The organism is Pseudoalteromonas sp. L1 (assembly GCF_021728095.1).
In the GTDB taxonomy this organism is placed as follows: Bacteria; Pseudomonadota; Gammaproteobacteria; order Enterobacterales; family Alteromonadaceae; genus Pseudoalteromonas.
Window position 1 is genome coordinate 513,987 of sequence record NZ_JAKKCT010000001.1, and the last position, 24,917, is coordinate 538,903.

Genomic DNA, 24,917 nt, shown 5'->3' on the forward strand with positions numbered 1-24,917 from the left:
TAGTTTTATGGTTATCAGGGCTTCTTCGCTATTCTAGCTTTAAACAGCGACGAGCTGTTTCATTTTATGACAACTCATTTCCTTCTTTAATCTTATTGATCTTAAATAACACCCTTTTAAATAAACTGGCTTATTCTGTTGCCAAATTAAGTAACGAGCTATTTGCTTGTTTGAGGGATTTTAGATAAATGATTACGTTAGATGAGCAGCGTTTAACATCGTTAAAACGTGGCTTTCATATACCACCTAAGCCTGAACTACTCGATGAAATTGCAACTGAAATGGAGTTAGACGATGCTTGCTTAGATAGAATTGCCAGCATGATCTCTAAAGATATTAGCCTCTCTGCTTTATTATTAAAAACCATCAACAGCCCTTTTTTTGGCTTACAAAGAACGATCAGTGATATAAAACAAGCGGCTATGTTTTTGGGTTTAGAGCAACTAAATCGTTTAGTTACACTCGCATTACTCAAGAACAACTTTGTTGGTGATGCCTGCATCAGTTTAGAGCGATTCTGGGATGAGTCTGTTGAAGTAGCAAACGCTTGTGTATGGCTTGGACATAGTTACAAGTCGCTGATGCCAGTTGATGAGCTCTACTCGTTAGGCCTTTTCCACAATGTTGGCATTGCAGCAATGGCTCTAAAATACCGTGACTATATTGACGTATTACAACACGCAAATCATGCAAAAGAGCAAGTAATAACCGATCTTGAGCAAGCTCGTTATCAGTGCGACCATGCTGTTATAGGTTATTTTATTGCCACATCGTGGCACTTACCTAAGCCGCTATGTAACGTTATTTTAAACCATCATAATAGCCACTTTTTACAGCTAAGTGATAATGACCACCAGCGAATGGCCTTTGCTATTTTAAAATGTGCAGAAAGCATGATTGACTATGCCAGACACAGGCAACATTCAAGCGAGTGGCTAAAAATTAAAGATCAGTGCTTTATCGAATTAGGAGTTATTGAGCAGGAATACGCTGATCTTCTAGAAGATTACCTCGACAATTCAATGGCGAGTTAAAGCCAATAAAAACCTTCGATAAGCAAGCGGGTGGTGTTAATTCACTGCTCGCTTTTATCTAATTCACGAGCTTCGGTAAGTGCTCATTAGTCCGTAGGCTTTACCTTGAAACCGTGAGTAAACTTAACCTTAAATATAGATATAAAAGCAGTTTGATAAACTGTAGTCGCGACTTTACGTCGCGTTATTTATATGAAACTAATGACGTGTGGTTCAGCGCAAATTATGAAGTAAGTACATAACCATCTCTGATAGAAAATAGCGTGTTTATATCGAGCTTTAGAGCTCAATATTTTCAAAAATTTAAACAGCTAAAGATATGCGCATTACACATATATTTGTTACGCTTCACTCAGTCTATTAAATAGGTATTAAAGTGAAAGTAATTAAATATTTACTGGTATTGTTTTTTAGCGGTATTTTCTCGATTTCAGCTTTTGCCGCAACAAAGCACCTAAATATCGTCAAACCTGTGGTTGCGGCATTTAAATCGGGGGATAAAGCTGCCATTGCCAAGCGAGTGCATTATCCTTTGCAGCGTAAAGCGCCACTGCAAGCAATAGAAAATGAGCAAATGCTTATAGAAAACTTTGAGCAAATTTTTGATAAAGAGTTTGTCGAACAAATCGTGAACTCAAATATTCGCCATGATTGGGAAATGATGGGTTGGCGCGGCATTATGTTTGATTCAGGCAAATTATGGCTAGACTTTGATGGCTCTATTTGGGCTGTGCCTTATGAATCAGAGGCAGAAAAAACACGACGCGAAGCACTGATTGACGAGCAAAAACAAGCATTACATAAAAGCCTTCGTGAATTCACAAAGCCGATATTAACGTGGCAAACAAAAAAACATCTAATTCGTATCGATGAGCTTGCTGATAATCAGTACCGTTATGCTGCATGGGAAATTGATCAATCTATGCAAGATGAGCCAAGCCTTGTGATCACAGGGGGCACATTAAGTTTTGATGGCAGTGGGGGCAATCATTTTTATACCTTTACTAACAATGGTTATCGTTATGTTTGTCATGTGACTGTGCTTGGTACGGAACAGTCACCGCCTGGGCTTTTAGAAGTATTTAAAAATAACGTACAAATATTGTCTGAGCCTGCTTTAAGTTTGTAAGGTGTTTTTCTTATTTTGAACTACACTTATCCTTTTAAAGGAGTCTCTTCTAAAGGAGTAAGTTATGGGTGCAAAATTTTGGATACTCAGAGCCACTAAAGTTTTTACGCTGGTGGCTATTTTATTATTTATGGTAGAAATCTTGAAAGGCCATGAGCCCTTAAGCGCATTGGGTTTTGCGCTACTTTGGTCTTTTATTGCTACGGCCATTTTTATCGCAACCCGTTTATATCATTCATCAAAAGGGCGCCACTGTGCGCTTTGTAATGACACCCCTGATGATAAAAAAGCGAGTTAGCTTAGGTTATTAACAAACACGCCGCCCCATACCAACGCACAAACCGTTAGAGCAATCAGCACGGCTGCGGAGCCTAAGTCTTTAGCTAGGCCTGATAATGGATGAATTTCAAGGCCTATTCGGTCTATGGCGGCTTCAATTGCCGTATTGATGACTTCAGCAAACATCACAAATAGCACAGATACAAGCAGCATAATTTTCTCATACAGGCTAATCTGCCAGACAAAAACCACTGCGATGGCTAGGACCAACAGTATTAGCTCTTGCTTAAAAGCAGACTCATGCTTTGCTAACCACGTGAATGCGCGTTGGGAGTTTTTAAATGCGAGGCGAATACGTTTAATGCCCATGGGTTTGTTAGTGCTATCAAATTGCATAGTATGAAATCTCTATTTCGTTAGCTTTGTATTGAGCAAGCATTAAAGATATCTTGCTCTGGGTGATATTCAGTGCTTTGTACATGGGTTAAGCCAAGTAAGGTGTCAAAAATGTTATCGTGCGAAAAAGTCTGGTTACGCTGCTGTTCGATACATTGATTAAAGCGGGTATCGGCTAGTTTATTACTCCAAAACAGCATAGGCACTTGGGTTTGCTCTTTAGGCGCTAACGCATACGGGAAGCCATGTAAGTACAAGCCTTTTTCACCTAGTGATTCACCGTGATCAGAAACATACAGCAGAGCTTTGTCATCCGCCTGACTGTTTTGCAGTAAATTAATAAGTTTACTCAACACTAGGTCGGTATAAGCAATGGTATTATCATAGGTGTTGGTGAGTTGCTCACTGCTACAGTTTTGGATATCGCTACGTGGGCAATCAGGCAAAAATTTACTGTCTTTTTCTGGATAGCGGCGATAGTAGGTTGGCCCATGTGAACCAATCATATGTAGCACCACTAGTTGGTGCTTCGCATGACTTTTAGCAAGCTTTGCGGCTAATTCTTCAACCAGTACTTCATCAAAACAATAGCGTCCGTCACAAAGTGGGTTACTCTTTGTTGGTTCTACCGTTTGTGAGTTTACCCGTACGCAAACCCCTTTACAGCTGCTATTGTTATCAATCCATGTTACTTCGACACCACTTCGTTGAATGATATCTAGGGCATTTTCTTGGCTTTGCGCGATGCGCGAATCATAGTGACTGCGGTCTAAGCGCGAGAACATGCAAGGTACAGAAATGGCAGTTGCGGTGCCACATGAACTAACATCACTGAAATATTTCACGCCAAGTTTAGGGGTATATTGATTAGTCGGCTTGTCGTAACCTTGCAGTGAGAAGTTTGCTGCACGTGCTGTTTCGCCTACCACCATAATCGTCAGTGAACTTTGTTGCTTAGCTAATAGGTGCGGTGTTTTATCTAACACTTTAAAAGGTAAAGGTGGATAAAAATAATTATCGCGCAGGTACTTATAGCCCGCAGTGTAAAATGCAAAGGGGGTAATGTAGCTGGTTAATTGGCGATTATTACGCCCTACAGAGGCGTAATCTTTATAAAATGGGACGGCAATAACAGCTACAGCAATAAATGCTGTAACGTTAAGAAACGCAAAGCTTTTAAGGCGCACACGAAAGTTTCCGACAATTTTAAAGCGAGAAAACAAGTAAGCAGGCAGTACACCTAACACACAAATAAAAGCGATAACTTGTACATTAAGGTATGAAAATGCTTCGCCTGAATTTGTTTCTAAGATATTTTGCAGCATGCTTTTATCAAAGATAACACCGTAATTTAAGGTTGCATAAAACAACAACGATGAAACCACGATGCTTGTTAAAAGCACGGGTTTTACAAAGGTGATTAACGATAACCAACTTAACACCATTGCCGCCAGTGCTAATAAGAAAAACGGTACGCTTGCTATAAATAACCAATCGACATGTTCAGGTTTGCTTGCAGCTTCAAATACATTAAATAAAAACAGACCATTAAATACAATAACCAAGTACAACGACACCAGCCAGACAAATTGGCTGTAGCTAACGTGCCATTTTTTAGTAAGGAGTTGTTTAATTTGCATGCTCATAATCATTCCTCATCGCTACGATTTATTTGGTAAGCGATACAACTGTTCGGTATAAGCTAAATTGTTAAATAAGACGTGCGCTAAGGCTTTTTTGGCAAGCTCAACGCTGCTGCCATCTTTATCAATGGCAACTTGGGTTTTACTTGAAGGGTCATAGCGCCAATAACTCACTTTTTGATTTGGCATGAGTATTACGGCTTCACCATTTTCTACGTAAGCAAAGTTGTCGTAGTACTGCATCATGGCGCGCTCAACAGGGTAGTGTTTCGTTAAATCATAACCAAGCATAGGGGTTGCTTGCTCAACGCCTAATAACGACAACAAAGTAACGGGTAAATCAATTTGGCTGACTAAGCGAGTATCGCGCTTTGCATCCATATCACTATTTAGGATCACAGCAGGGATGTGGAAAGATTTAAGCGGCACAGGCTCTGAACCAAACACGCGCACATCATGATCTGCAACCACTAAAAAGACGGTGTCTTGCCAGTAATCTTGCGTTTTTGCCTTCGCGATGAATTTACCAAGAGCATAATCAGCATATTTGATTGCGAGATCGCGCTTGACGTTTTCTGGGTCGTGGCCTTCAGGCAGTGTTACTCTACCCTCTGGAATATCGAATGGGTCGTGGTTACTTGAGGTAAACACAAGGCTGAAAAATGGTTTTCCTGATTTATTTAGCTCACTCAGCTCTTTATCAGCTTGATTAAACAAGTCTTCGTCGCTTGCGCCCCACGACGAAATAAACTCTGGGCTTTGCATGTCACTAATATCTACAATATCGCTAAAGCCATTCCCTAAGAAAAAGCTTTTCATATTATCAAAATGACTTTCACCGCCATAAATAAACTGGGTGGTATAGCCTGTGCGGCTTAATACATCAGCGAGTGAGAAAAAGTTGTGCTGTGACTTAGAGAGCTTTACTACAGATCGTGAAGGCGAAGGAGGAAATCCGGTTGTTACGGCCTCGATGCCGCGTACAGAGCGTGTGCCCGTTGCGTATAAGTTATCAAACCCCCAGCCTTGCTGATAAAGCTTATCAAGCTCAGGAGTTACACCAATACCACCTAGTTCACCAACAAAGCGTGCGCCTAAGCTTTCTTCTAAAATGATCACTAAATTCTTGTGTTTGCCTGTATTAAAAGGTGTGTTGTTGGCTAGGGTAGGAATACTCTGCGTTACAAACTGATTTTTATAGGCTGCTTGCTTTACTGTTTGTAAAATCTCATCACGTGGCATGGTACCGTATAAACTACTGGCATTTTTTTCATTGCCCATATTCTTAATAGCAAATGCAACACTGTAAGTTGAATTTAGAGCCAAAGAGTTAACCAGTGAGTCACTTGAAAAGTACACTAATGCAGGATTTAAAGGGCGATGGCTTACAGTGCCTCTTGCGCTAATTAAGCAAACAAATAAAGTAGTGACGAGTATCACCACTTGGCTAACGGTTTTAGCATTTTGCTGTTTGCTAAATGCTGCATTTATATAACGATACGCAAACACACAACTAAGCGTTGCAATAATTAAGGTGCTTATCATGGCAAATAGGTGGCCATGTAATAGCATAGAAAAGACTTCTTGAGGGTAATCGAGATATTCGACAAATAAACGATTAGGTCGTACATCGTACTGAGTAATAAACGCGGGGGTCGAAGCCTCAACAACCACGATTAAAGTCACAACTATGCTGCTATAAAGAGTAAAAACATGCTGAAAAAAAGCAGTTTTGCTGCGCAAAAGCACATCAGCGAGTAACATTAAAACAGCCAAGGCTGACAAGTAGCCTACGCTGCTTAAGTCGACTCTTAAGCCGCCCAATAAAACGGCAAGGCTATCGCCATTTGCTAACCTTTGTTGTTGCCATAATAGCAAGCCCATTCTAGACAATGTAAAAACTGACATAATCAGTAGCGTAAAACGTAATAGTGGTTTTAGAACGGATGTGATTGCTTGCATAGTTATACTTACTTAATCGAAAAGTATCGCAATACTAGGAAGCAAAGCTTAAGAAATACTTATGAAAAACTTAATGTTTACTGGGTTAGCTAAAATTCAGTAAACCTTAAGTAAATCTTAAGTTTTACAGCGTAAGCTACGCTTAGAATGTTTTATAAGAGAGAGCTATGAAGCTATTACTCATTGAAGATTCGGCGTCTTTGCGACGCAGTTTACGAATAGGTCTTGAAAACTTAGGTTTTACCATTGATGAAACAGGAGATGGAGCCGAAGGGTTAAGTATGGCTATGTCAGGAGAGTATGAACTGATAGTTCTTGATTTAATGCTACCGAGTATTGATGGCATTACTTTACTGCAAACCATCAGAGCAAAGCAGCTTGATGTGCGAGTACTTATTTTATCGGCTAAACAAGAGCCAGAAGATAGAGTTAGAGGGCTGCTCACAGGCGCTGATGATTACTTAACAAAGCCTTTTTCGTTTGATGAATTACATGCACGGTTATTAAACTTAACGCGTCGTGGAAATTTGAAAGCAAAAAGTGATGTGATTTATATTAATAGTTTGGCGCTTAACTTACAGCTTAAATTATTACAAGTGGGCGATACAGTAATCGACTTAACGCCTAACGAGTATAAAATAGTTGAGTGCTTGTTTAGTAATCAAAATAAAGTCATCACAGCAGAAAAACTGAGTAGTTACATTGCAGGTCAATACGATTTAGTATCAAAGAATTCAATCGAAGCACATTTATCATCTGCTCGTAAAAAAGTAAGAGCGGCTGGTGGAGAACTTCCCATTCAAACTAAGCGTGGCTTTGGCTACATAGTACAAGGTAAGTGATGAAATCAATTCGAAGTAAGCTGGTTGTCACTTTATCAATTGCTATTACTGGGCTTGTTTTAAGTATTTTATTAGCCACCGATATTGCTGTTGATAGCTGGATTGATAACGAATTTAATCGCGGCCTGCAGTCAAAAGCAGGGATGTTAATGACCTTGGTACATGAAGATGAGCAAGGACTGGCGTTTAACTTTTCAAGTGAATTTATGCCAGAGTTTGATGGTAAGGTTGAACCTGAATATTTTCAAATCTGGACAGAAGCAGGCGTATTTACGCGCTCTAAAAGCCTTAATTTATTTAAAGTAAAGACCCTTACATTGCAGAGTTTAGACGTTGGCGAATCGAAAATTATTGCTGCTAAACTGCCCGATGGCCGTGACGGTAGAATCATTTATACTCGCTTTTTTCCTCAGGCTGAATCGCATGTAAGAGCGGGTAACTACGAAAGTAATAAGTCTGCTGTTCAAATGCCTCTTACCCTAGCGTACGCAGCCTCATCAGAAGAAGTGGACTTTATTCTTTGGCTCATTGATATTATTTTTGTTGTCACGACCGTCACCGTCATTGTATTTATTCGACTTTTTGTCCGTAAGTCAGTTGATTCATCGCTTGCGCCATTAAATCAACTCAACAAAGATATAAGCCTACTTAGTATTGCCGATAAAAGTGCTCAAATTGTAATTAAAGAGCCTGTAAAAGAGTTGCAGCCGATTGTTGAGAGTCTAAATGCGTTCATACAAGAAAACAGGCAGCTTTATTTTCGTGAGAAACGTTTAACGTCAGATATCGCCCATGAACTTAAAACACCCATTGCAGAGTTAATTAATATGGCAGAAGTGGCCATTCGTTTTCCCAAAGAACAACAACTCAATGAAGACTTTAAGCCGGAAGTGCTAAACATCAGCCAGCGTCTAAAAAGCATTGTTTCTAACTTGTTGCTACTGCATAAATACAGTGATCAGGTTTTGCCAAAAAATGAGGCGTGTGATTTAAATCAGGTGACTATGCGAGTGTTGGAAAACGGTGATACATCGAGACTCGAATTTGAACTCGATAAAACCCTGCCGGCCATAATCAGTAATATATTTGCGCTTGAGTCTATTATTACCAACTTGGTGAATAATGCTAAGCAATATAGCCCTGAAGGTACATATGTGTTGATTAAAACTAAAAGAGCAGGGAGCTCAATCATTTTAACTGTTAGGAATACGCTCTTAACCGCTTTAAGTAAGGAGGAAATGAGCCAGTTATTTGACCCACTTTGGCAAAAAGACACCGCGCGAACGTCAAATGATAACTTTGGGCTGGGGTTATCGATAGCAAATGCATTAACGAAAGCTATTGATGCAGAACTATTGGTTGAGCAAAGTGAGCAAACAATTACCTTTAGTTTGATATTAAAGTGAAATTTTGCAGCCTCCGTGTTTATGTGCAACACTGATTATGAACAACAATAAGGAATAAAAAACTATGGGTAAAATAATTGGTATTGCACTTATCGTCATTGGGGTTGCACTGGCTGTGTGGGGATATAACGTATATGACTCTGCCAGCGCGCAAGTAAGTCGTACGCTAAGTGGTGATACACCGATTGAAGCGTGGTTAGGTATGGTAGGTGGTGCAATCTGTGCGGTTGTAGGCATATTAAAAGTTAAGTAATCAAACATTGAAATTAGCAAGCTAATACCTGATACTGTGTTTATATACAGTTGTGGTGTTAGCTATGCAGAAACAATTACCAGCAAAATACTATTTAAGTCACTTTTTTGAACTTGCAGAGTTTATCCAAACTCAGTGCACACGCCTGTTAACGGCTAAGCAGCAGTTATTTCTATCAAGGTTAATTCAACTTGATGAGCAAAGCTTGTGTACCTTATTGCGTATTTACTCGCGTAAGCCCAAACTTGTCGCAATATCCTCACTTAATTATGAAGAGATCCCCAATCTTCATGGTGCTATTTTTAAGCTTAAGCAGCAAGGGCTGGTGGCACACCCCACAAGTGAAAATTTAGACTTAGTACTTGAACATTTAACTAAGCCGGAGTTGGTGAGCCTTTTAGCGAATGATGAGCTAATGTCATCTACTGTTGTTTTTAAAAAGTCAGCAAGCAAAGGGGCATTAATTCAACTATGCAAAGATCACATCGATCGTACGAGTAATCTGTTAGAAACGCTTTTCAGTCAATTTGTGATGAATAGCCGAAGCCAGTATTACGAGTACTTTGAGTTTTTATATAGTGGTCGCTTGAGTGGTGGTGATATAAACCACCAAAATCGCTTTGTGATGCGTGATTTAGGGATAGCCAGAGTACGTGGTGATGTCAGCAAAACGCTGTCGCGTTTTCAAACCTTGGCCGAAGCACAAACACAGTATCAATTAAATCAATTGCGCATGCAGTTTAAGCAAAGCGAGTCAGCAGCGCAGTATCAAAATTTAGCCCAAGCACTTTTAGCCATTAGCTGTGAAGATGAATTAGCCCAGAGTATCAAAAACAAATTACTTATTCGCTTATATAAGCAGTTGAAGGAGCATGATTTAGCGTTTGCATGTGAGTTACTCGAACACTGTGAAGGCAGTAGTGAAGCGCAAGAGCTAGCAATTCGCCAGCGCTATAAAGAGGGGGATAAAGAGTGGGTTGAGCAAAAGCTTGAGCAAATAATTCACGATCCACTTGATGATGGCATTTTGTATTTTGCAGAGGATTTCTTACAACGCAAATACAATAAACAACAACGCTCGCGTTTAACGCAAATGCTCGTTGATACAGAGCATCAATTAAACATTGATGACATTTATCGTGGTGACGTAGAGCAAGGGGTGTGTGAGCATTATCAGCAACAGGAATGCACTGTCTTTTTTAGCGAAAATAACCTTTGGTTGAGCTTATTTACACTGACATTTTGGCAAGAGCTTTTTATTGATACGCCGTACCCACCATGCAACGAATTTGATATTTATCCCAAAGTGCTTCTTGCTGATAACTTTTACGACTCACAGCAAAAACAAATAGAAAAAAAGTTAGCATTTTTAACATCAAGTGATACTTGGTTTAAGCATGTGTGTAAAGCGGCAGGGCAGTTTTACGATACACCGACAGGTTTATTTCAATGGCACAGTGATGTTTTAGAACCATTAAAGTTACTTATAAAATACAGTGGTTTACAAAATTTAAAGTCACATATTTTGCAAATGACAAAAACATTTAAGCAGCTAAAAGATGGCTACCCAGATTTAATGGTGCTCAAAGAGGGCAAGCTCACATTCGAAGAAGTAAAGGCCCCAGGCGACAAATTAAGACGCAACCAACTTGTCAGTATTGATGTGTTAAAACAGCACGGCTTTACTGTGAACATCGTTGCGGTAAATTGGTTTAATGACCCTACTCGCATTTACAGCGTGGTTGATATAGAAACCACAGGCGGCCTACAAGGTAATAACAAAATTACGGAAATAGCCGTTGTGCAAGTGCAAACTGGCGAGGTGATAAATCAATGGGCAAGCTTAATTAACCCTGAGCGAAGCATTCCACCGTTTATTACTAAACTTACCGGTATCAATGCTGTCATGGTCCGTGATGCCCCACGCTTTGAAGAGATAGCCGATACACTGCGCTCACTATTAAAAGGCAGTGTATTTGTTGCTCACAACGTGAATTTTGACTATGGCTTTATTCGTAAAGAATACGCTGCACTTGGGCAAGGCTTTAAAATGCCCAAGCTATGTACTGTGGTTGAATCACGAAGAGCATTTCCAAAGCTTAAGTCTTATTCGCTCGGTAACTTAGCGGCTCATTTTGAACTGAATTTAACTAACCACCATAGAGCATTAGCTGATGCAACTGCCACTGCAGAGCTGTTAAATTTGATTCAACAAACACAATCAAAAAAGGCGAGTTAAACTCGCCTTTTTAAACTTAATCTGTCCCATCCAAAATAAGATTACTCGTATTCGATAGGGTCGGTAACGTTATTTAATGCAAAAGCCTCTAAACGCTCTTGGCAAGCACCACATTTGCCACAAGCTTTGTCACGGCCGTTATAACATGTCCATGTTTGGCTATAATCAAGACCCATTTTTAAACCGTCTGTCAAAATATCGATTTTGGTATTATTTAAATACGGGCTGAAAATTTCCACAGCGTCATAGTTGGCAATACGGCAAACATCATCCATTTTTTGTACGAACTCTGGGCGACAGTCTGGATAAATTGCATGGTCACCTGAATGCGCGCCGTAATAGACTTTGCTTGCTTTTAAAGACACCGCATAACCCACTGCAAGTGAAAGTAAGATCATATTACGGTTAGGCACAATTGTGCTCTTCATGCTTTCTTCTTCGTAGTGACCTTCTGGTACTTCGATATCATCAGTTAAAGATGAGCCACCAATTAACTGGTTAATAGCTGAAATATCAACAATCTTATGAGAAACACCTAAATTTTCACACACTTGAGCAGCTACTTTAAGCTCTTTAACATGACGCTGGCCGTAGTCGAACGACAGGGCATATACTTCATGGCCTTGTTGCAGGGCTTTATTTAATACGGTAAATGAGTCCATACCGCCGGAATAAATCACAACTACTTTTTGCGTCATATCTGTTTTGCTCTTACTTTTGATAGAGGTTTACTTCAGGGCGCGATATACTACACGGCTCGAGCCTAAATAACAATTTTTGCGCGTGTTTTTGGTTTTTTGATGGTATGTATTTTATACCGTTGCGTCGTAAGTGAGATGTCTTTTGTACAAAATTAACGAAGTGTTTGAAACAATTCAAGGTGAAGCAAGTTTTACAGGTACACCTTCAATCTTTTTACGTTTACAAGGCTGCCCAGTGGGTTGTGCTTGGTGTGATACAAAGCAAACATGGGATGTTGATAATGTATATAAAGTGTCCTTAGATGACACGGTTGAGAAAAAAGCCGACTCAGATCATTGGGCAGAAGCAACGGCTGAGCAAGTGTTAGCGCTATTTAAAGAACGTGGCTACAACGCAAAACATGTGGTGATCACCGGTGGTGAGCCTTGCATGTACGACTTAAATCCAGTGTGTGAATTATTACACGCAAATGGCTACTCAACTCAAATTGAAACCAGCGGCACATTTGAAATTTTAGTCCCAGAGCAGACATGGGTGACTGTATCACCAAAAATTAATATGCGTGGTGGCTACAACGTATTACGCAGTGCCATGCAACGTGCAGACGAAATTAAACACCCAGTTGCAATGCAAAAGCACGTTGAAGAACTTGAAGACTTATTCTTAAAAACAGGAGTGAACCCACGTTTAGTGTACCTGCAACCAATTAGCCAAAAAACCTCAGCAACCAAACTGGCTATTGAGACCTGTATCGCTAAAAACTGGCGCCTGTCAGTGCAAGTACATAAGTATTTGGGAATTAGTTAGTTTATTACTCTGTAGAACAAAAAAGCGTTGCACAATGGCAACGCTTTTGTATTTTATACTCAGTTCAATTATTAGCTTTGAGCTAAATAATCAAGCACGACTTGATGGTGGTCTTTAGTTTTAAACTTATCAAATACGTGTTTTATTTTACCGTCTTGGCCTACAAGGAAACTAATACGGTGAATACCTTCGTACTCTTTACCCATAAACTTTTTGTAACCCCAAATACCAAATGCATCAGCAATAGCATGATCTTCGTCGGCTAATAAATCAAAGTTAAGTTCTTTTTTGGTTTCAAAGTTCTTTAAACGTTTGATTGGGTCAGGGCTAATACCAACAACACGTGTATTTAATTTAGCAAGCTCAGCTTTTTCATCACGTAAGTTTTCAGCTTGTACTGTGCACCCTGGAGTGGATGCCTTTGGATAGAAGTAAACAAGCACTTGCTGCTCTTTTAATAGCTCAGCGAGTGTGATTGTTTCATCATTTTGGTTTTGTAAACTAAAAGCTGGGGCTGTATCACCTGCTTGAAGAGGATTAATTTTGTTCATGCTTAGCTCCTTAGCGAATGCGTCTGAAAATATAGTCTACGTTCAAACTACGAGAAAGATCTTCAAAACTAACTTTAAATTTATCAATATCAACTTCTACTGGAATATTAAACTCTAGTTCACAACGCATTTTCACATCTTCATCGTCATCAAATGTATCTGATTTTAATGAGCAAATACTGATATTGTTATCAGCAAAAAAGCGTGTCACTTTACTGAGAGTTCCTGGCGTGTCGATACCTGTGTATTCGAGTGTGTAACCTGCACAAAACTCACTTGCCACATGGCTTGCTGTGCGTTTCATCATGGTTAATAAGCCTAGCTCCATCCCTTTAGTTGGCAATGTATGTTCAATTCGGCTAATTGCCGACATGTCACCAGCTAATAACATGATGAAGGTAAATTCGTTGCCTAAAATAGCAATTCGACTGTCGATTATATTGCAATGACAATCACTCACTAGTTGAGTTAGTTCGCTAACGATACCCGGTCTATCTTCACCGATCGCAGTGAGCACTATCTGATGATTCGTAAAAGCAGTCATGGAATTTTAAGTACCTAGTAATTAATAAATACCAACGGATATAAGCCAGAATAAGCTTTGATTTCACGTGAGTTTAATACCGCACGGCGGCGAAGTTTAACATAATTTACCGAATAGACGATAGCGGTGATTAATTAAGCCATTAATAAAGTACGCTCTTTCTTGTTTTTAGGGGCATCTGAAAGTACCATAGTTAAAATTTTGCAAGGCGATAAGCAAACATAGTGGTTACGCGCTAACCCATATTGATTAGGGTTTTTTGCATAAAAACAAAAAATGTAAAGTCAAAAATGATTTTACAGTGAACCAAATCGGCATTACCCACTCATACATTTGTTAAAAAAATTAAGGGTTTGCTAAGGAGAAATATCTGTGCAGTATTGGATCTCAAAGGCGCTTGCAGTAAGCGTAATGGTTAGTTTAACAGGGTGCGGTGTCTTTACTGACGAAGCACATCATAAACGTAATTATCGTGCTAACGAACCGGTTAAAGCGCCTGAAGGACTTGCGCAGCCAGCTCAAGATCTGACCTATAAAATGGATGTTGCTCAATATGACAACGATCCAGAAGCAAAAAATTATCGTCCACCCGCACAAGTTATCACTATTGCTCAGGGTAGCTGGGTAGAAGAGGGTGATAAAGATGCTCGCGTATACTTTGACAAAAACGACGGCATTGTTGACTTAGACGAGTTTATTTGGGACTCAATTAACGCTGTATTACATGAAGAGAATACTCGCGCAACGAAGGAAGACAAGTTGCTTGGCAGTATTGAGACTGATTGGTATAGCATCATCAAACCAGAAGATGTTTGGTTTTGGGAAGATGAAGCAGACGTTTCACAACAGCGATTCTTGTTTACAATTGAAGAAAAATCTCACCAGCGTACGGCATCATTAAGCAGCAAATTGGTTGATTTTAAAAGTGACTCGCAAGAGCTTACGCCACTTTTAAAGCAACAGCTTGAAGTGCGAGCGCTTAATCAAGTAATTGCTGAGTTTGATTACCGTTATCGTCAACTTGAAGTCGAAATGCGTAAGCAACAAGGTATTATTTCTCTTGAAATGGGATTTGATAACAAAGGCAACGCTGCATTAGTGACTGAACAAGATTACTTTGTGGTATTTGATCGTTTTTCTGGCTTCTTAGAGCGTTTATCTTTCACGATTGTTGAAATTGACCAAGAAAGAGGTTTGATTACGGCTGATTACAAGAAGCCTGAGTCAAGCGTTTGGGATTCAATTTGGGGTGAAGAATTAGCAGAGTTACCAATCGAAAATGGCCAATACCAAATACTTGTAAGTCGCACAAATGAAGGCGGTACGAGTCTGACGTGGATGGACTCTGAAGGAACTACATTAGAGCCAGGTACAATGAATGACCTACAACAAGCACTAGAAAATGCGCTGCGCCAGCGCGGTATTAATATTTAATAATTATAAAAGTTAAAACCACCACAGAAAGAGCCTCACCGCTCTTTTTGTGGTTTTTACAGGTTGAAAATATGTCTAACTTAAACACTGCAAATCGCAGTAACTTGCGAACTTTGTTTACCTTTTTCGTTCCTTCACTTATAGGTGTCTTTTTGTTTATGACGCCGGTGCCCATAGGTGAGGCAATGACTATTCCTATTGCTGTGATGGCAAAGGGAGTTCAGCAATGGATAGCACCATTCGCATTAGGTTTAATAACCACTATTGTATGTATAACGGGTGTGCTTTCCTTAGTTATTAAATTATTTCAGCCTAAAGCACTTTTAAAGGTGTTTGTAATTAAGCATTTGTTTGATGTAAGTTGGTTGTGGCTCAGTGTTCGCCTATTCGGTATGGTGTTTATACTATTGACCTATACCCAGTATGGGCCTGAAATGATTACTTCCAAAAATACGGGAGCTCTAGTTCTAAATGATCTGCTTCCTGTGTTGTTTTCAGTATTTATATTAGCAGGTTTATTACTTCCTCTATTATTAAATTTTGGTCTGTTAGAGCTTGTCGGCACCTTATTGACGAAAGTAATGCGACCATTATTTGGTGTGCCAGGGCGCAGCGCAGTTAACTGTGTAGCATCTTGGTTAGGCGACGGTAGTGTGGGAATTTTGATGACTGCACGCCAATATGAAGATAAACATTACACCCAACGCGAAGCAGCGATTATTGGTACCACTTTTTCTGCTGTATCAATCACTTTTTGCTTAGTTGTAATTGGCCAAGTTAAATTAGAGCACTTATTTGCTCCTTTCTATTTGACTGTGTGTCTAGCTGGCTTTGTTGCCGCACTTATAGTACCTCGCTTGCCTCCTTTACGTTTTAAGAAAGATTTATATGTTGATGGTACTCAACCTGATGAGCATGCAGAAGCAGTGCCAGAAGGAAAAACACTGATAACGCACTCGCTTGATGTTGCACTTGCAAAGGCTAGAACTGCGCCAGGTTTCGTTGGTACTTTAAAAGAGGGGATTCACAATGCCCTTGACATGGTTTTTGCTGTGTTACCTGTGGTTATGGCTGTGGGTACATTTGCGCTTATTATTGCCGAATATACGCCAATTTTTGAGTACATGGGTAAACCATTCGTACCATTTTTAGAACTATTGCAGGTACCAGAGGCAGAAGCCGCTGCACAAACTATTATGGTGGGATTTGCTGATATGTTTATTCCGTCTATTTTAGCCGCAGGTAGTATTGAAAGTGATGTAACGCGTTTCATTATTGCGGCAATGAGTGTGACGCAATTAATTTATATGTCTGAAGTAGGTGCCTTATTACTGGGTAGTAAAATCCCTGTGAATATCGTTGAGTTGTTCTTGATATTTATTTTAAGAACGTTAGTGACACTGCCTGTTATCGTTTTAATGGCTCATTGGTTGGTCTGAGTGAGTCTTTAGGTATTATTATAAAGCCCTGATAACTAATCAGGGCTTTTTTTATCATCATCGTTTTGTGGTTTTTTAAAATCCATTTTTGCAGCGTGTTTTAATAAGGCGAGGTTACCAATAACAACGCCGAAAACCGCAACAACAATTGCAATTTTTTGCCATGTTTCCATGCTCAAACCCAACTAGTCAATTTTGATAAATAGTAGCACTTAAAAGCGTCTAGCATAAGACAGAGATATAAAATCAAGGCCAGGGTTCGGGCTTTTGAAGCCCGCATTAGAATAATGTAAGTATCTTAATGCTAAACTAGTATTATCACCTAAGTCTGCGACGAGCCCTAATCTATCTTCAAATTGGTAGTGAGTGCTAACGTTCTTACCTGCAAAATGGGTGTCATCTAACAAAGAGACACCAATCCCGAACTCCACTGAAACAGGGATGTTTTTAACACTAAAAACAGGATATTGAATAACAGGAGACATGGCTAAAACTAGGTTAGTTTGATGGCTGTTTTCTTTACCATATTGCCAAATATTAAAGCTTGATTCGAAGTAGAGGCGTGCATGCTGAAAAGGGAGTTGCTCTTGGGGGATGTGATATTGATAGGCAAGTTTTACCCCTTTTACATCTCCTTCGCCTTGAATATAGTCAATGGCATAACCATGATTTGAATTTGCAAAAGCAGGCGTTGTTAAACTAGCTGCTATAACGAATGTTAGGGCGTTTAAAATGTGTGTAGTTTTCATATCGGGACTTCTCATAGTGACTATGAGCATGTAAATAGGGGTGGCCAAGGGGGCTTTTCAATGTGCAAAAATACACACCTACTGTGCATTTACTTAGTTTTTTTAGCAATTAACTGAAAACTAAAACAAAAATCGATTGGTGCGGATTTGGCATTAAAAAGGTGTCGGATTGTTTCTTTTTATTTGGGGCTAATATCGGTATATTGGCTCAAATTTTCAACGGTAAGTGCATATCATGACCAAATTAATTAACGCCTTTTTACTTGTCACTGCGCTATTTGCTTCAAGTGTCTTTGCTAGCCAACTGAATTCTCCAAAACAGTTGTTAGAGTCAGTGACCGCTGATTTATTTGTAGACATTGCAAGTGTAAACGCAAAAGGTGATGCAAGCTCACAAGCCATGGCGGACATTGTTGAAAAACGTTTGCTACCGCATATGGATATTAAGTTTGTTTCATATAAGTTGCTTGGCAAGCATATTAAAGGGTTGCGCCGTGAGCAAGCTGTTAGCTTTATTTCAGCGGTTGAGCATTATTTAACGGTTACTTATGCTGGTGCGTTAATGAAATACACAGGTCAAAAAGTTATCTTTGATCAAGCACAACTAGTAGATGGTGACTACGCGACTGTTAAAACACAAATTGTGGATGAGAATGCGCCAACTATAGACCTTCATTTTAAGCTACGCCAGAGTAAGAATAAGCAATGGAAAGTGTACGATATCGTTGCTGAAGGGATTTCTTTACTGAGTGCTAAGCAAAAAGAGGTTTTGCAACGTATCAGCCAAGTTGGTATTGATGAAGTTACTCAAGAATTAGCCAACAAATAGGCTTAGACCTAGACTTACGTTAAAGACATATTTTCAGTAAGTTTAGGTTTATTTAGTCTCCAACCAAGCAGTCAGTGTATCCATGTGCTACTGCTTTTCTATTTTCTTTAAAAATCACTGACTTTACGCTAGCACCTCTTAACCTCTGTGGTAGAATTAAGGCACTTTTCTTCTTACCTTAGTATCATTAGATACTGTTTTTATTGGTCGTGATATTAAGCGCAGTGTCAGTTAAATTTTGGCATAATTTGTAGCTTAATAAGACATCTAATAATGTGCAGCGGAGTTGTGTTTTTTTAATGGAAAATGTACTGATTTGGCCAAAGGAATACCCGTTACTGATCAAAGGATTAGTCGAACAAAATGGGGCCTATATTTTAGATGCGTTAGAAGCTTGGCCTGCATGCCAATCTACCAATGAAGACGATGGTGTATGCACGACTGTATTACCTCCTATCTATTATCTTTCTTGGCTAACACCCCTTGAGCCATTTGAGGAATGTTATTTTCAGCATATTTCTGAGTTTGATGAAGCCGCGCAGCATTATATCAATGCAATGAAGTCTCACTTTTATGAAAACGATTACACGCCTGAAACGCTTGTGCTGATGCTTTGCCAACGATTAGAGCAATATGCGAGTGCATTTGCGCAATCTGCGGTTAAAACGCCAATTACTCTCATTCGTCAATTATTTAACCGCCGCTATTTTACTGTTATTGAACATGTGTTAAGTCAAGGTGCGAAAATGTCCGCGGATGATGTATTAGTTCTGTGGACAGAAGTTGATTTTAGAGAGCGTTTCAGTGGTTTTATACCTGATTCAGTCACTGACCTTGAGCAATTAACAGAACTTGCCGCAGAAAAAGTCGCCCTTGGTGAGGATTATTTCACGTTATTAAAATTAGTCTCGCCGGATGTCGATTCAGCTTCGCTTCTTGAGCAAGCATTGTTAGCTCACTTAAGCCATGAGAGTGCTAAGCAAACAATGGCAAAACGTTTTATTGAGCAAGGAGCAACGGGCACACTGGCAGATGAAAACGGCAAAACAGCATTTATGTGGGCTACAGAGAAGGGTTACGTCAATGTTGTTGAGACTTTGCTGGAGCATCAAGATAAAACGATTCAGGATATAAAAGGTAATACAGCATTACACTATGCCGTGCTTGCTGAAAATGAACCATTACTAGTGTTATTACTAAAACAAGGTTTTGATTATCGTGTACGCAATAACGATGGTTTAAGCTGCTATCGCCTGGCGGTGAGTATAAAAGCAGATAGCCTTGTAAAATGTCTTGAGCGTGAATTTGGCATTAAAGAATTATCACCAGAGGGGCAATTTGATCGTGTTAAGAAAGTGCACCTACTCCACGCAATTGTTACCTTGTTGCTGCCAATGCAGTTATTCTTCTTTTTTGACGACAGTATTGCAATAAAAAGTGAATTAACACTGAGCTTCACTTTGGTGGCTATTTTGTGTTTCTTTTTTGCAACGAGCTTAAAGCGTTGCGCACTTTATCCACATTTACGCCATCCTTGGGGTTTATTCTTACTGAGATTATTCTCATTGTTTAGCTTGATTGCTCAAGTGGGGTTAGCCAGTATTGTTGCATTAGCAACTTTATCCGAATTGGTTTAAATAAAAACGGCAACTTATAGTTGCCGTTTTTATTTGTAACTGTGCTAAACACATGGTGTGACTATTTGTCGTGCTCGTGGGCTGCTTTTTCCTCAGCAAGCTCTTCTTTGAGTTTACGTATTTTTAACCCTAATTCCTGCCCACGATGGCGCGCATAATACGTGCAACCAATAAACATGAGGCTAGCAAAAGTTAACTCTAACAGTACCCAAATGAGTTGATCTTGGGCGACCCACAGTAGTGTAAAGCCATGAATAAAATAAAACATGACAATAAAATTAGCCCACGCATATGTGTAGGGCTTGTCTTGAATAATTCCTTTTAATGGTAAGAGTAATGGCACTATATAAACAACAAATATAAAGGCATTACTATGGCCTTCCCTAGGAGCAATTAGGAATAACCAAATAGGCATTAAAATTAATAAGCCGATGTAACCGGTTAATGCAAATCGCTGAAAACGTTTTGTAATCGGTTTTTTGGCAATAGGGGGGTTTACTTCTGAGTTTGTGCTCATTGTAGTTTACTCGCAATCTGCGCCAAACGTTTTCCAACACTGTGGCAAATTTTCATTTCATCTTTACTGAGAACATTACTATTGTTAGTACCAGCAATATGTGTTGCACCGTATGGGGTTCCACCTGTCTCTGTGCTCAGTAATTCGGGCACATCGTATGGCACGCCTAGTAACATCATGCCGTGGTGTAATAAAGGTAATGATAAGTTAAGTAAGGTTGCTTCGTTACCACCATGCATACTGCTTGATGACGAAAAAACACAGGCTGGTTTATCGATCAATTGTCCTTTAAGCCACAGATCACTGGTTGTTTCCCAGAAGCTTTTCGCTTGCGATGCCATCATACCAAAACGGGTAGGGGTGCCAAAAGCGAGACCATCACAATGAATAAGGTCGTCTTTACTTATGACAATATCGTGAGCTTGGCGTTTAACAAAGGTGCGCAGTAAGGCTGTTGCACCTTGCTGTTCAATTGACTCTGCAATTTCGTGGGCCATGGCTTCTACAGAGCCATGACTTGAGTGGTATAACACAACAATGTTAAGTGACATTAAAGTACGCTTAATACGTTTTCAGGTGGACGACCAAGCGCAGCTTTATTATTGTGCTCTACAATAGGACGCTCTATTAATTTAGGGTTTGCCGCCATCGCTGCAATTAGCTTGCCTTCGTCTTGTTCGTTTTTAAGCTCAAGCTCTTTGTAGATGTCTTCTTTTGTGCGCATTAATTCACGTGCCGAGGTAAAACCAAGTTGCGTTACTAGCGTGGCGATTTGTTGCTCATCAAGAGGTGTTTTTAAATACTCAACCACATTAGGTTGGACGTTATTACTTTCTAAAAGGGCAAGCGTTTCACGTGATTTTGAACAACGCGGATTATGATAAATAGTCACAGACATGGAGTGTTCTCTAATTTAATAATTTAGCTTATTTTAGGGTAAGCAAGGCGAGACTTAAAGTCTCGCTAGCTCTTTTTGTAGTTGACGATATTGTGTAAGCAATGCTTTTAAACGTTGCTGCTTCACTAGCTCTTCTGGCTCGACGAAATTTAATGCTTTTTGAATTTCGTCAGCTGCTTTTAAGTAGGCACCGTATTGCGCTAAAACATCAGCATGTGCTTCATGATACGCCGCTAAGTTTTTTTGCTTTTTATAAACGTTAGCAATCAATTCTTTACCTAAATTATGATCAGGCTTAGCAAGTAAAAAGGTTTTTAAAACTTGCTCTGCAACGTCGTATTGCTCAGCCTCAATAGCCGCATTAGCATAGTTGAGGGTTATAACTTGATTATTTGGTCTATCAATATTTAATTTTGCTAAATATTCTACTGCTTCATCTGCTTTACCTTGCGCAATAAGTAGATCAGTGTGGGTATCGATATAAAATAAGTTTTTAGGATCTTTTTTGCGTAATGGCTCAAGTACACTGGCAGCTTCGTCGAGTTTTTTCTGATCTAATAAGCTAATCCCTAAACCATATTTTAGAGCAGTATCGCCATACGCGGTGTTTTCACGCATTAATTTTCGAAAGAGGTCCTCAGCAGCTTCAGACTTTTGATAATAGCGAGCAATAACACGACTTTTTGCTAAATTGAATTCTAAGCTATCTGAGAAGTGCTTTTTAGGGTATTGCTCAGCTCTTAAGCGTACATCAGAGACGCGGCTTTCGGGTAATGGGTGAGTAAGCAAAAAAGCAGGGGGCTTGTATTTGTAACGGATTTGCGCAGCTAGTTTAGTTAAAAACTCGCTTGATTGGCGCGGATCAAAGCCGGCATTGTTAAGGGTTTGCATACCAATACGGTCAGCTTCTTGCTCTGCAGCACGGCTATGAGTGAGTTGGCTAAATGCGGCTTGTGTTTGGTTTGCTGAAATAATCGCAATACCTGCATCAGGTGAGACAACCGTTGCCAAAATACCTGCAATCATACCTGCAATTGTTAAAGCGCTATTGTCTTGTTGTTGTTGGAGTCTACGCGCTAAATGACGTTGTGTTACGTGCGCTATCTCATGGCCCAACACTGATGCAAATTGGCTTTCGTTATCAGCTTGAGCAATAAGCCCAGTGTGAACACCAACATGGCCACCATAGAATGCAAATGCATTAATCTCAGAGTTGTTAATCCAGAAAAAAGAAAACGGAAAACGTACATCGTTGGCATTTGCAACTAAGCGACGACCTAAAGTTGTGAGATACTCGTCAAGTACAGGATCATTAACAACAGGTGATGATCCTCGGATCTGCATCATCATTACTTCACCAATTGCTTGCTCTTTTTCAATAGGAAGTGCTTGCAGTGCCGAGGTGCCTAAATCGGGAAGTTTAAAATTTGTTTGCGCCTTCAACGGCTCACTGTGCAAAACCACGATTGTGAGTAATGCACTGCACAGTGTTATAAAGGCTGATTTAAATCGCATTTTATTCCTTTTTGATCTGCTCACCAAGCATGATTTTAGCAAGGTCTATTTCGTCGCTACATGCACGGCTATCTTTTTCACATAATTGATAGAAATCTTTTATTGTGACTCCACCTAGCTTAACAACGTTCAACTCGCGTTGTAAAAAAGTTATGATTTTATGCACAACCTTATGCGCATGAAGAATAAGGGCTTTGTCGGCTTTATCGCCACGCTCAAAGTAAAAGGCAATAAATTTGTGTAGCTGATTTATGCGAATAAGGTTTTTCATTGTGATGGGATCCCATACCTTAAACTCCATAAAGCGGTTACCTTTGACATATTGATCAACAATTGAATCTTTGGCATATGGCGAAGCCCATAACTCAAAACCACGCTCAGTAAAGCTTTGATGTAACGCTATTCTGGGTTTGTTTTCACAAACAATTTCACCTAAATTGGTTACGTGCCCATCAAGTGTATCAAGATTCCAATTGCTTGTATCAATAAGGCGCTTCACTGCATTATCAAAACCATGGTTTAAAATCCCCTCAGATTCACTCACAGAGGATGCAACCATGTGATAAAACGGAGGTAGCTCCCCCCAGTTAATCTGCTTTTTATACCAATTTATTTCTTTAAGAGTTGGATTAGCAGGTAATTGCGCTTTATTATGCGTGCCAGGCATTAGGTTTCCTTTACTACCAGTTATTAAATAAGGATAAACTATTGTTTTGCGTGTTTTAAGAAAAAAATGAATTATGATTCATTCTAGCGACCTTATTTTGGTAAATGTATAAAGCTTATACCAATTGTTCATAGTTATTACGGGATAGTCTCGTTATGTTGAGATGTGATTTGAGGCCGTTTAAGTGCCCGCAAAAATTTGTTCAGTTTAAATTAGGGCTAAAAAAGGCACAATTAACGAAGCAAACAGTTATTTTTGCATTTGATGTTGCCCATTCAAATCATGATATGCTGCGTTTTTTAGATAAACATCATTATCAATATAGACTTGACCTAAATTTAGGCGAATTAACAGTGGAGCCTGTTTGTGTTTGAATACGTTAAAGCTTGGTACGAAAATAAGTTTTCTGATCCTCATTCAGTTACGCTGTTATTACTTTTAATAGCAACAGTTGCACTGTTTTATTTCTTTGGCTCATTAATTGTACCTGTGCTCGTTGCATTGGTGATTGCATATTTGCTTGATTGGCCTGTTGTGCATTTAGAAAAGCTCGGTTTAAAACGTTTTACAGCCACTGTGTTGGTGATGTTGGTGTTTAGTGGCTTAATGTTAATGATCATTATTGGTATGGGGCCTGTTTTATGGCAGCAAACAAGTAATTTAGTGCAAGAAGCCCCGCACATGGTCGAACAAGGAAAAGCCTTCTTAATGCATTTGCCTGAAGACTACCCCAATCTGATCACAACAGATCAAGTTAAATCTATTGTCAGTAGTGTAGAGACGAAGGTTATTGAGTTTGGCCAAGTTGTTCTATCTGTCTCGCTTACTTCTTTAAAAGATGTCGCAGCATGGTTGATCTATCTTATTTTAGTCCCGCTGTTAGTTTTCTTTATGCTTAAAGATAAACAAGATCTTATTAAAAGTGCTGAGCGTTTAATCCCTAAGCAACGTCGTTTAATCCTGCAAGTATGGCAAGAGATGAATCAGCAGATTATGAATTACATCCGCGGTAAAGTGTTTGAAATTTTGATTGTTGGTACAGCTTCTTTTATCGCCTTTGCTGTGCTTGATTTACGTTATGCAGCATTACTCAGTGTGCTTGTTGGGCTTTCAGTACTTATTCCGTTTGTGGGAGCGGCATTGGTAACAATCCCCGTTGCTGCTGTGGCGTTGTTTCAATTTGGTCTGGAGACCCAGTTTTGGACCATATTGATCATTTACGGCATTATTCAAGCGCTCGATGGCAATGTGTTGGTCCCTTTATTATTCTCTGAAGCTGTTGACTTAAACCCTGTGTTTATCATTGTTGCAGTACTGTTTTTTGGTGGGCTTTGGGGGTTCTGGGGAGTATTCTTTGCTATTCCTTTAGCGTCACTTGTCAAAGCGTTAATAAATGCTTGGTCGAGCAAGCAGGATCATTTGATAGAGAGCAAATAGTTCAGCCA

At 39.5% G+C, this 24,917-nt stretch carries 26 protein-coding genes; 13 read left to right on the plus strand and 13 right to left on the minus strand.

Annotated features, from left to right (window positions below):
• The first annotated feature begins 188 nt into the window (after positions 1-188).
• The 3 genes from L3V38_RS02370 to L3V38_RS02380 all read left to right on the plus strand — a co-directional run bounded on the left by L3V38_RS02370 (position 189) and on the right by L3V38_RS02380 (position 2,461).
• Entirely contained in the window at positions 189-1,034 is an 846-nt protein-coding gene (locus L3V38_RS02370; protein WP_130150630.1) for an HDOD domain-containing protein, read from the plus strand.
• Between the two features lie 376 nt (positions 1,035-1,410).
• Positions 1,411-2,163 carry a hypothetical protein gene (locus tag L3V38_RS02375; protein WP_237118243.1) on the plus strand — a complete coding sequence of 251 codons (753 nt, stop codon included), beginning with the start codon at positions 1,411-1,413 and terminating at the stop codon, positions 2,161-2,163.
• A gap of 64 nt (positions 2,164-2,227) precedes the next feature.
• Complete coding sequence (locus L3V38_RS02380; RefSeq protein WP_237118244.1) at positions 2,228-2,461, plus strand: hypothetical protein; 234 nt, start codon at positions 2,228-2,230, stop codon at positions 2,459-2,461.
• Here L3V38_RS02380 and L3V38_RS02385 read toward each other — a convergent pair.
• From L3V38_RS02385 to L3V38_RS02395, 3 genes are read right to left on the minus strand one after another with little or no spacing between them, the layout of a single operon-like run.
• On the minus strand, positions 2,458-2,838 hold the full coding sequence (locus L3V38_RS02385; protein ID WP_237118245.1) for a diacylglycerol kinase: 381 nt from the start codon (positions 2,836-2,838) through the stop codon (positions 2,458-2,460). The two genes, L3V38_RS02380 and L3V38_RS02385, sit on opposite strands and share 4 nt — an antisense overlap.
• Before the next feature lie 20 nt (positions 2,839-2,858).
• A complete protein-coding gene (locus tag L3V38_RS02390) occupies positions 2,859-4,484 on the minus strand; it encodes a phosphoethanolamine--lipid A transferase (RefSeq protein ID WP_237118246.1) in 1,626 nt (541 codons plus the stop codon).
• Between the two features lie 15 nt (positions 4,485-4,499).
• On the minus strand, positions 4,500-6,443 hold the full coding sequence (locus tag L3V38_RS02395; protein ID WP_237118247.1) for an LTA synthase family protein: 1,944 nt from the start codon (positions 6,441-6,443) through the stop codon (positions 4,500-4,502).
• A gap of 167 nt (positions 6,444-6,610) precedes the next feature.
• Between L3V38_RS02395 and L3V38_RS02400 the strand changes: the two genes are divergently transcribed.
• From L3V38_RS02400 to L3V38_RS02415, 4 genes are all read left to right on the plus strand, one after another.
• Positions 6,611-7,285, plus strand: a complete 675-nt coding sequence (locus L3V38_RS02400) for a response regulator transcription factor (RefSeq protein ID WP_130150638.1) — start codon at positions 6,611-6,613, stop codon at positions 7,283-7,285.
• Positions 7,285-8,691 (plus strand): ATP-binding protein, encoded by a 1,407-nt coding sequence (locus L3V38_RS02405; RefSeq protein WP_237118248.1) that lies wholly within the window; start codon positions 7,285-7,287, stop codon positions 8,689-8,691. The genes L3V38_RS02400 and L3V38_RS02405 overlap by 1 nt, the downstream gene beginning before the upstream one ends.
• A gap of 64 nt (positions 8,692-8,755) precedes the next feature.
• Positions 8,756-8,944: a DUF3185 family protein gene (locus L3V38_RS02410; RefSeq protein ID WP_062569921.1), complete on the plus strand. Its 189-nt coding sequence runs from the start codon at positions 8,756-8,758 to the stop codon at positions 8,942-8,944.
• 64 nt (positions 8,945-9,008) lie between these two features.
• Positions 9,009-11,183 (plus strand): exonuclease domain-containing protein, encoded by a 2,175-nt coding sequence (locus L3V38_RS02415; RefSeq protein ID WP_237118249.1) that lies wholly within the window; start codon positions 9,009-9,011, stop codon positions 11,181-11,183.
• Between the two features lie 41 nt (positions 11,184-11,224).
• Here L3V38_RS02415 and queC read toward each other — a convergent pair whose 3' ends face one another.
• The gene (gene queC / locus L3V38_RS02420) at positions 11,225-11,905 is read right to left on the minus strand and encodes a 7-cyano-7-deazaguanine synthase QueC (protein ID WP_228074481.1); all 681 of its coding nucleotides are present in this window, start codon (positions 11,903-11,905) and stop codon (positions 11,225-11,227) included.
• A 121-nt stretch (positions 11,906-12,026) separates the two neighbouring features.
• On the opposite strand from queC, the gene queE reads away from it, so the two are divergent.
• Entirely contained in the window at positions 12,027-12,692 is a 666-nt protein-coding gene (gene queE / locus L3V38_RS02425; RefSeq protein WP_130150641.1) for a 7-carboxy-7-deazaguanine synthase QueE, read from the plus strand.
• A gap of 71 nt (positions 12,693-12,763) precedes the next feature.
• Here the strand turns inward: queE and bcp are convergent, their stop codons facing one another.
• Both bcp and L3V38_RS02435 read right to left on the minus strand, forming a co-directional pair.
• Positions 12,764-13,243, minus strand: coding sequence for a thioredoxin-dependent thiol peroxidase (gene bcp / locus L3V38_RS02430; RefSeq protein WP_130150642.1), 480 nt, complete (start codon positions 13,241-13,243; stop codon positions 12,764-12,766).
• A 10-nt stretch (positions 13,244-13,253) separates the two neighbouring features.
• Positions 13,254-13,787, minus strand: coding sequence for an ACT domain-containing protein (locus L3V38_RS02435; RefSeq protein WP_130150643.1), 534 nt, complete (start codon positions 13,785-13,787; stop codon positions 13,254-13,256).
• Between the two features lie 372 nt (positions 13,788-14,159).
• Here L3V38_RS02435 and bamC point away from each other — a divergent pair, with 372 nt between their 5' ends.
• Both bamC and L3V38_RS02445 read left to right on the plus strand, forming a co-directional pair.
• On the plus strand, positions 14,160-15,221 hold the full coding sequence (bamC, locus tag L3V38_RS02440) for an outer membrane protein assembly factor BamC (RefSeq protein ID WP_130150644.1): 1,062 nt from the start codon (positions 14,160-14,162) through the stop codon (positions 15,219-15,221).
• A 71-nt stretch (positions 15,222-15,292) separates the two neighbouring features.
• Positions 15,293-16,660, plus strand: a complete 1,368-nt coding sequence (locus L3V38_RS02445) for a YjiH family protein (protein ID WP_237118250.1) — start codon at positions 15,293-15,295, stop codon at positions 16,658-16,660.
• A 35-nt stretch (positions 16,661-16,695) separates the two neighbouring features.
• On the opposite strand, the gene L3V38_RS02450 is transcribed toward L3V38_RS02445, so the two are convergent.
• Complete coding sequence (locus L3V38_RS02450) at positions 16,696-16,833, minus strand: DUF2897 family protein (RefSeq protein ID WP_237118251.1); 138 nt, start codon at positions 16,831-16,833, stop codon at positions 16,696-16,698.
• Positions 16,834-16,872: 39 nt separating this feature from the next.
• Complete coding sequence (locus tag L3V38_RS02455) at positions 16,873-17,409, minus strand: acyloxyacyl hydrolase (protein ID WP_130150647.1); 537 nt, start codon at positions 17,407-17,409, stop codon at positions 16,873-16,875.
• A gap of 235 nt (positions 17,410-17,644) precedes the next feature.
• On the opposite strand from L3V38_RS02455, the gene L3V38_RS02460 reads away from it, so the two are divergent.
• On the plus strand, positions 17,645-18,238 hold the full coding sequence (locus L3V38_RS02460; RefSeq protein ID WP_237118252.1) for an ABC transporter substrate-binding protein: 594 nt from the start codon (positions 17,645-17,647) through the stop codon (positions 18,236-18,238).
• Between the two features lie 299 nt (positions 18,239-18,537).
• Entirely contained in the window at positions 18,538-19,875 is a 1,338-nt protein-coding gene (locus L3V38_RS02465) for an ankyrin repeat domain-containing protein (RefSeq protein ID WP_130150648.1), read from the plus strand.
• A gap of 61 nt (positions 19,876-19,936) precedes the next feature.
• Here the strand turns inward: L3V38_RS02465 and L3V38_RS02470 are convergent, their stop codons facing one another.
• Genes L3V38_RS02470 through L3V38_RS02490 form a run of 5 tightly spaced genes read right to left on the minus strand, consistent with a single transcriptional unit; the run spans position 19,937 to position 23,472 of the window.
• Positions 19,937-20,392 carry a DUF2069 domain-containing protein gene (locus L3V38_RS02470; RefSeq protein WP_062569931.1) on the minus strand — a complete coding sequence of 152 codons (456 nt, stop codon included), beginning with the start codon at positions 20,390-20,392 and terminating at the stop codon, positions 19,937-19,939.
• Positions 20,389-20,943 (minus strand): NAD(P)H:quinone oxidoreductase, encoded by a 555-nt coding sequence (gene wrbA / locus L3V38_RS02475; protein ID WP_237118253.1) that lies wholly within the window; start codon positions 20,941-20,943, stop codon positions 20,389-20,391. The genes L3V38_RS02470 and wrbA overlap by 4 nt, the downstream gene beginning before the upstream one ends.
• Positions 20,943-21,290 (minus strand): arsenate reductase (glutaredoxin), encoded by a 348-nt coding sequence (gene arsC, locus L3V38_RS02480; RefSeq protein ID WP_062569933.1) that lies wholly within the window; start codon positions 21,288-21,290, stop codon positions 20,943-20,945. Before arsC ends, wrbA begins: the two co-directional genes overlap by 1 nt.
• A 54-nt stretch (positions 21,291-21,344) precedes the next feature.
• The gene (locus tag L3V38_RS02485; protein ID WP_130150650.1) at positions 21,345-22,805 is read right to left on the minus strand and encodes a M48 family metalloprotease; all 1,461 of its coding nucleotides are present in this window, start codon (positions 22,803-22,805) and stop codon (positions 21,345-21,347) included.
• Between the two features lies 1 nt (position 22,806).
• Positions 22,807-23,472: a hypothetical protein gene (locus L3V38_RS02490; RefSeq protein ID WP_130150651.1), complete on the minus strand. Its 666-nt coding sequence runs from the start codon at positions 23,470-23,472 to the stop codon at positions 22,807-22,809.
• Positions 23,473-23,838: 366 nt separating this feature from the next.
• On the opposite strand from L3V38_RS02490, the gene L3V38_RS02495 reads away from it, so the two are divergent.
• Positions 23,839-24,909 carry an AI-2E family transporter gene (locus L3V38_RS02495; protein ID WP_130150653.1) on the plus strand — a complete coding sequence of 357 codons (1,071 nt, stop codon included), beginning with the start codon at positions 23,839-23,841 and terminating at the stop codon, positions 24,907-24,909.
• The last annotated feature ends 8 nt before the right edge of the window (positions 24,910-24,917 follow it).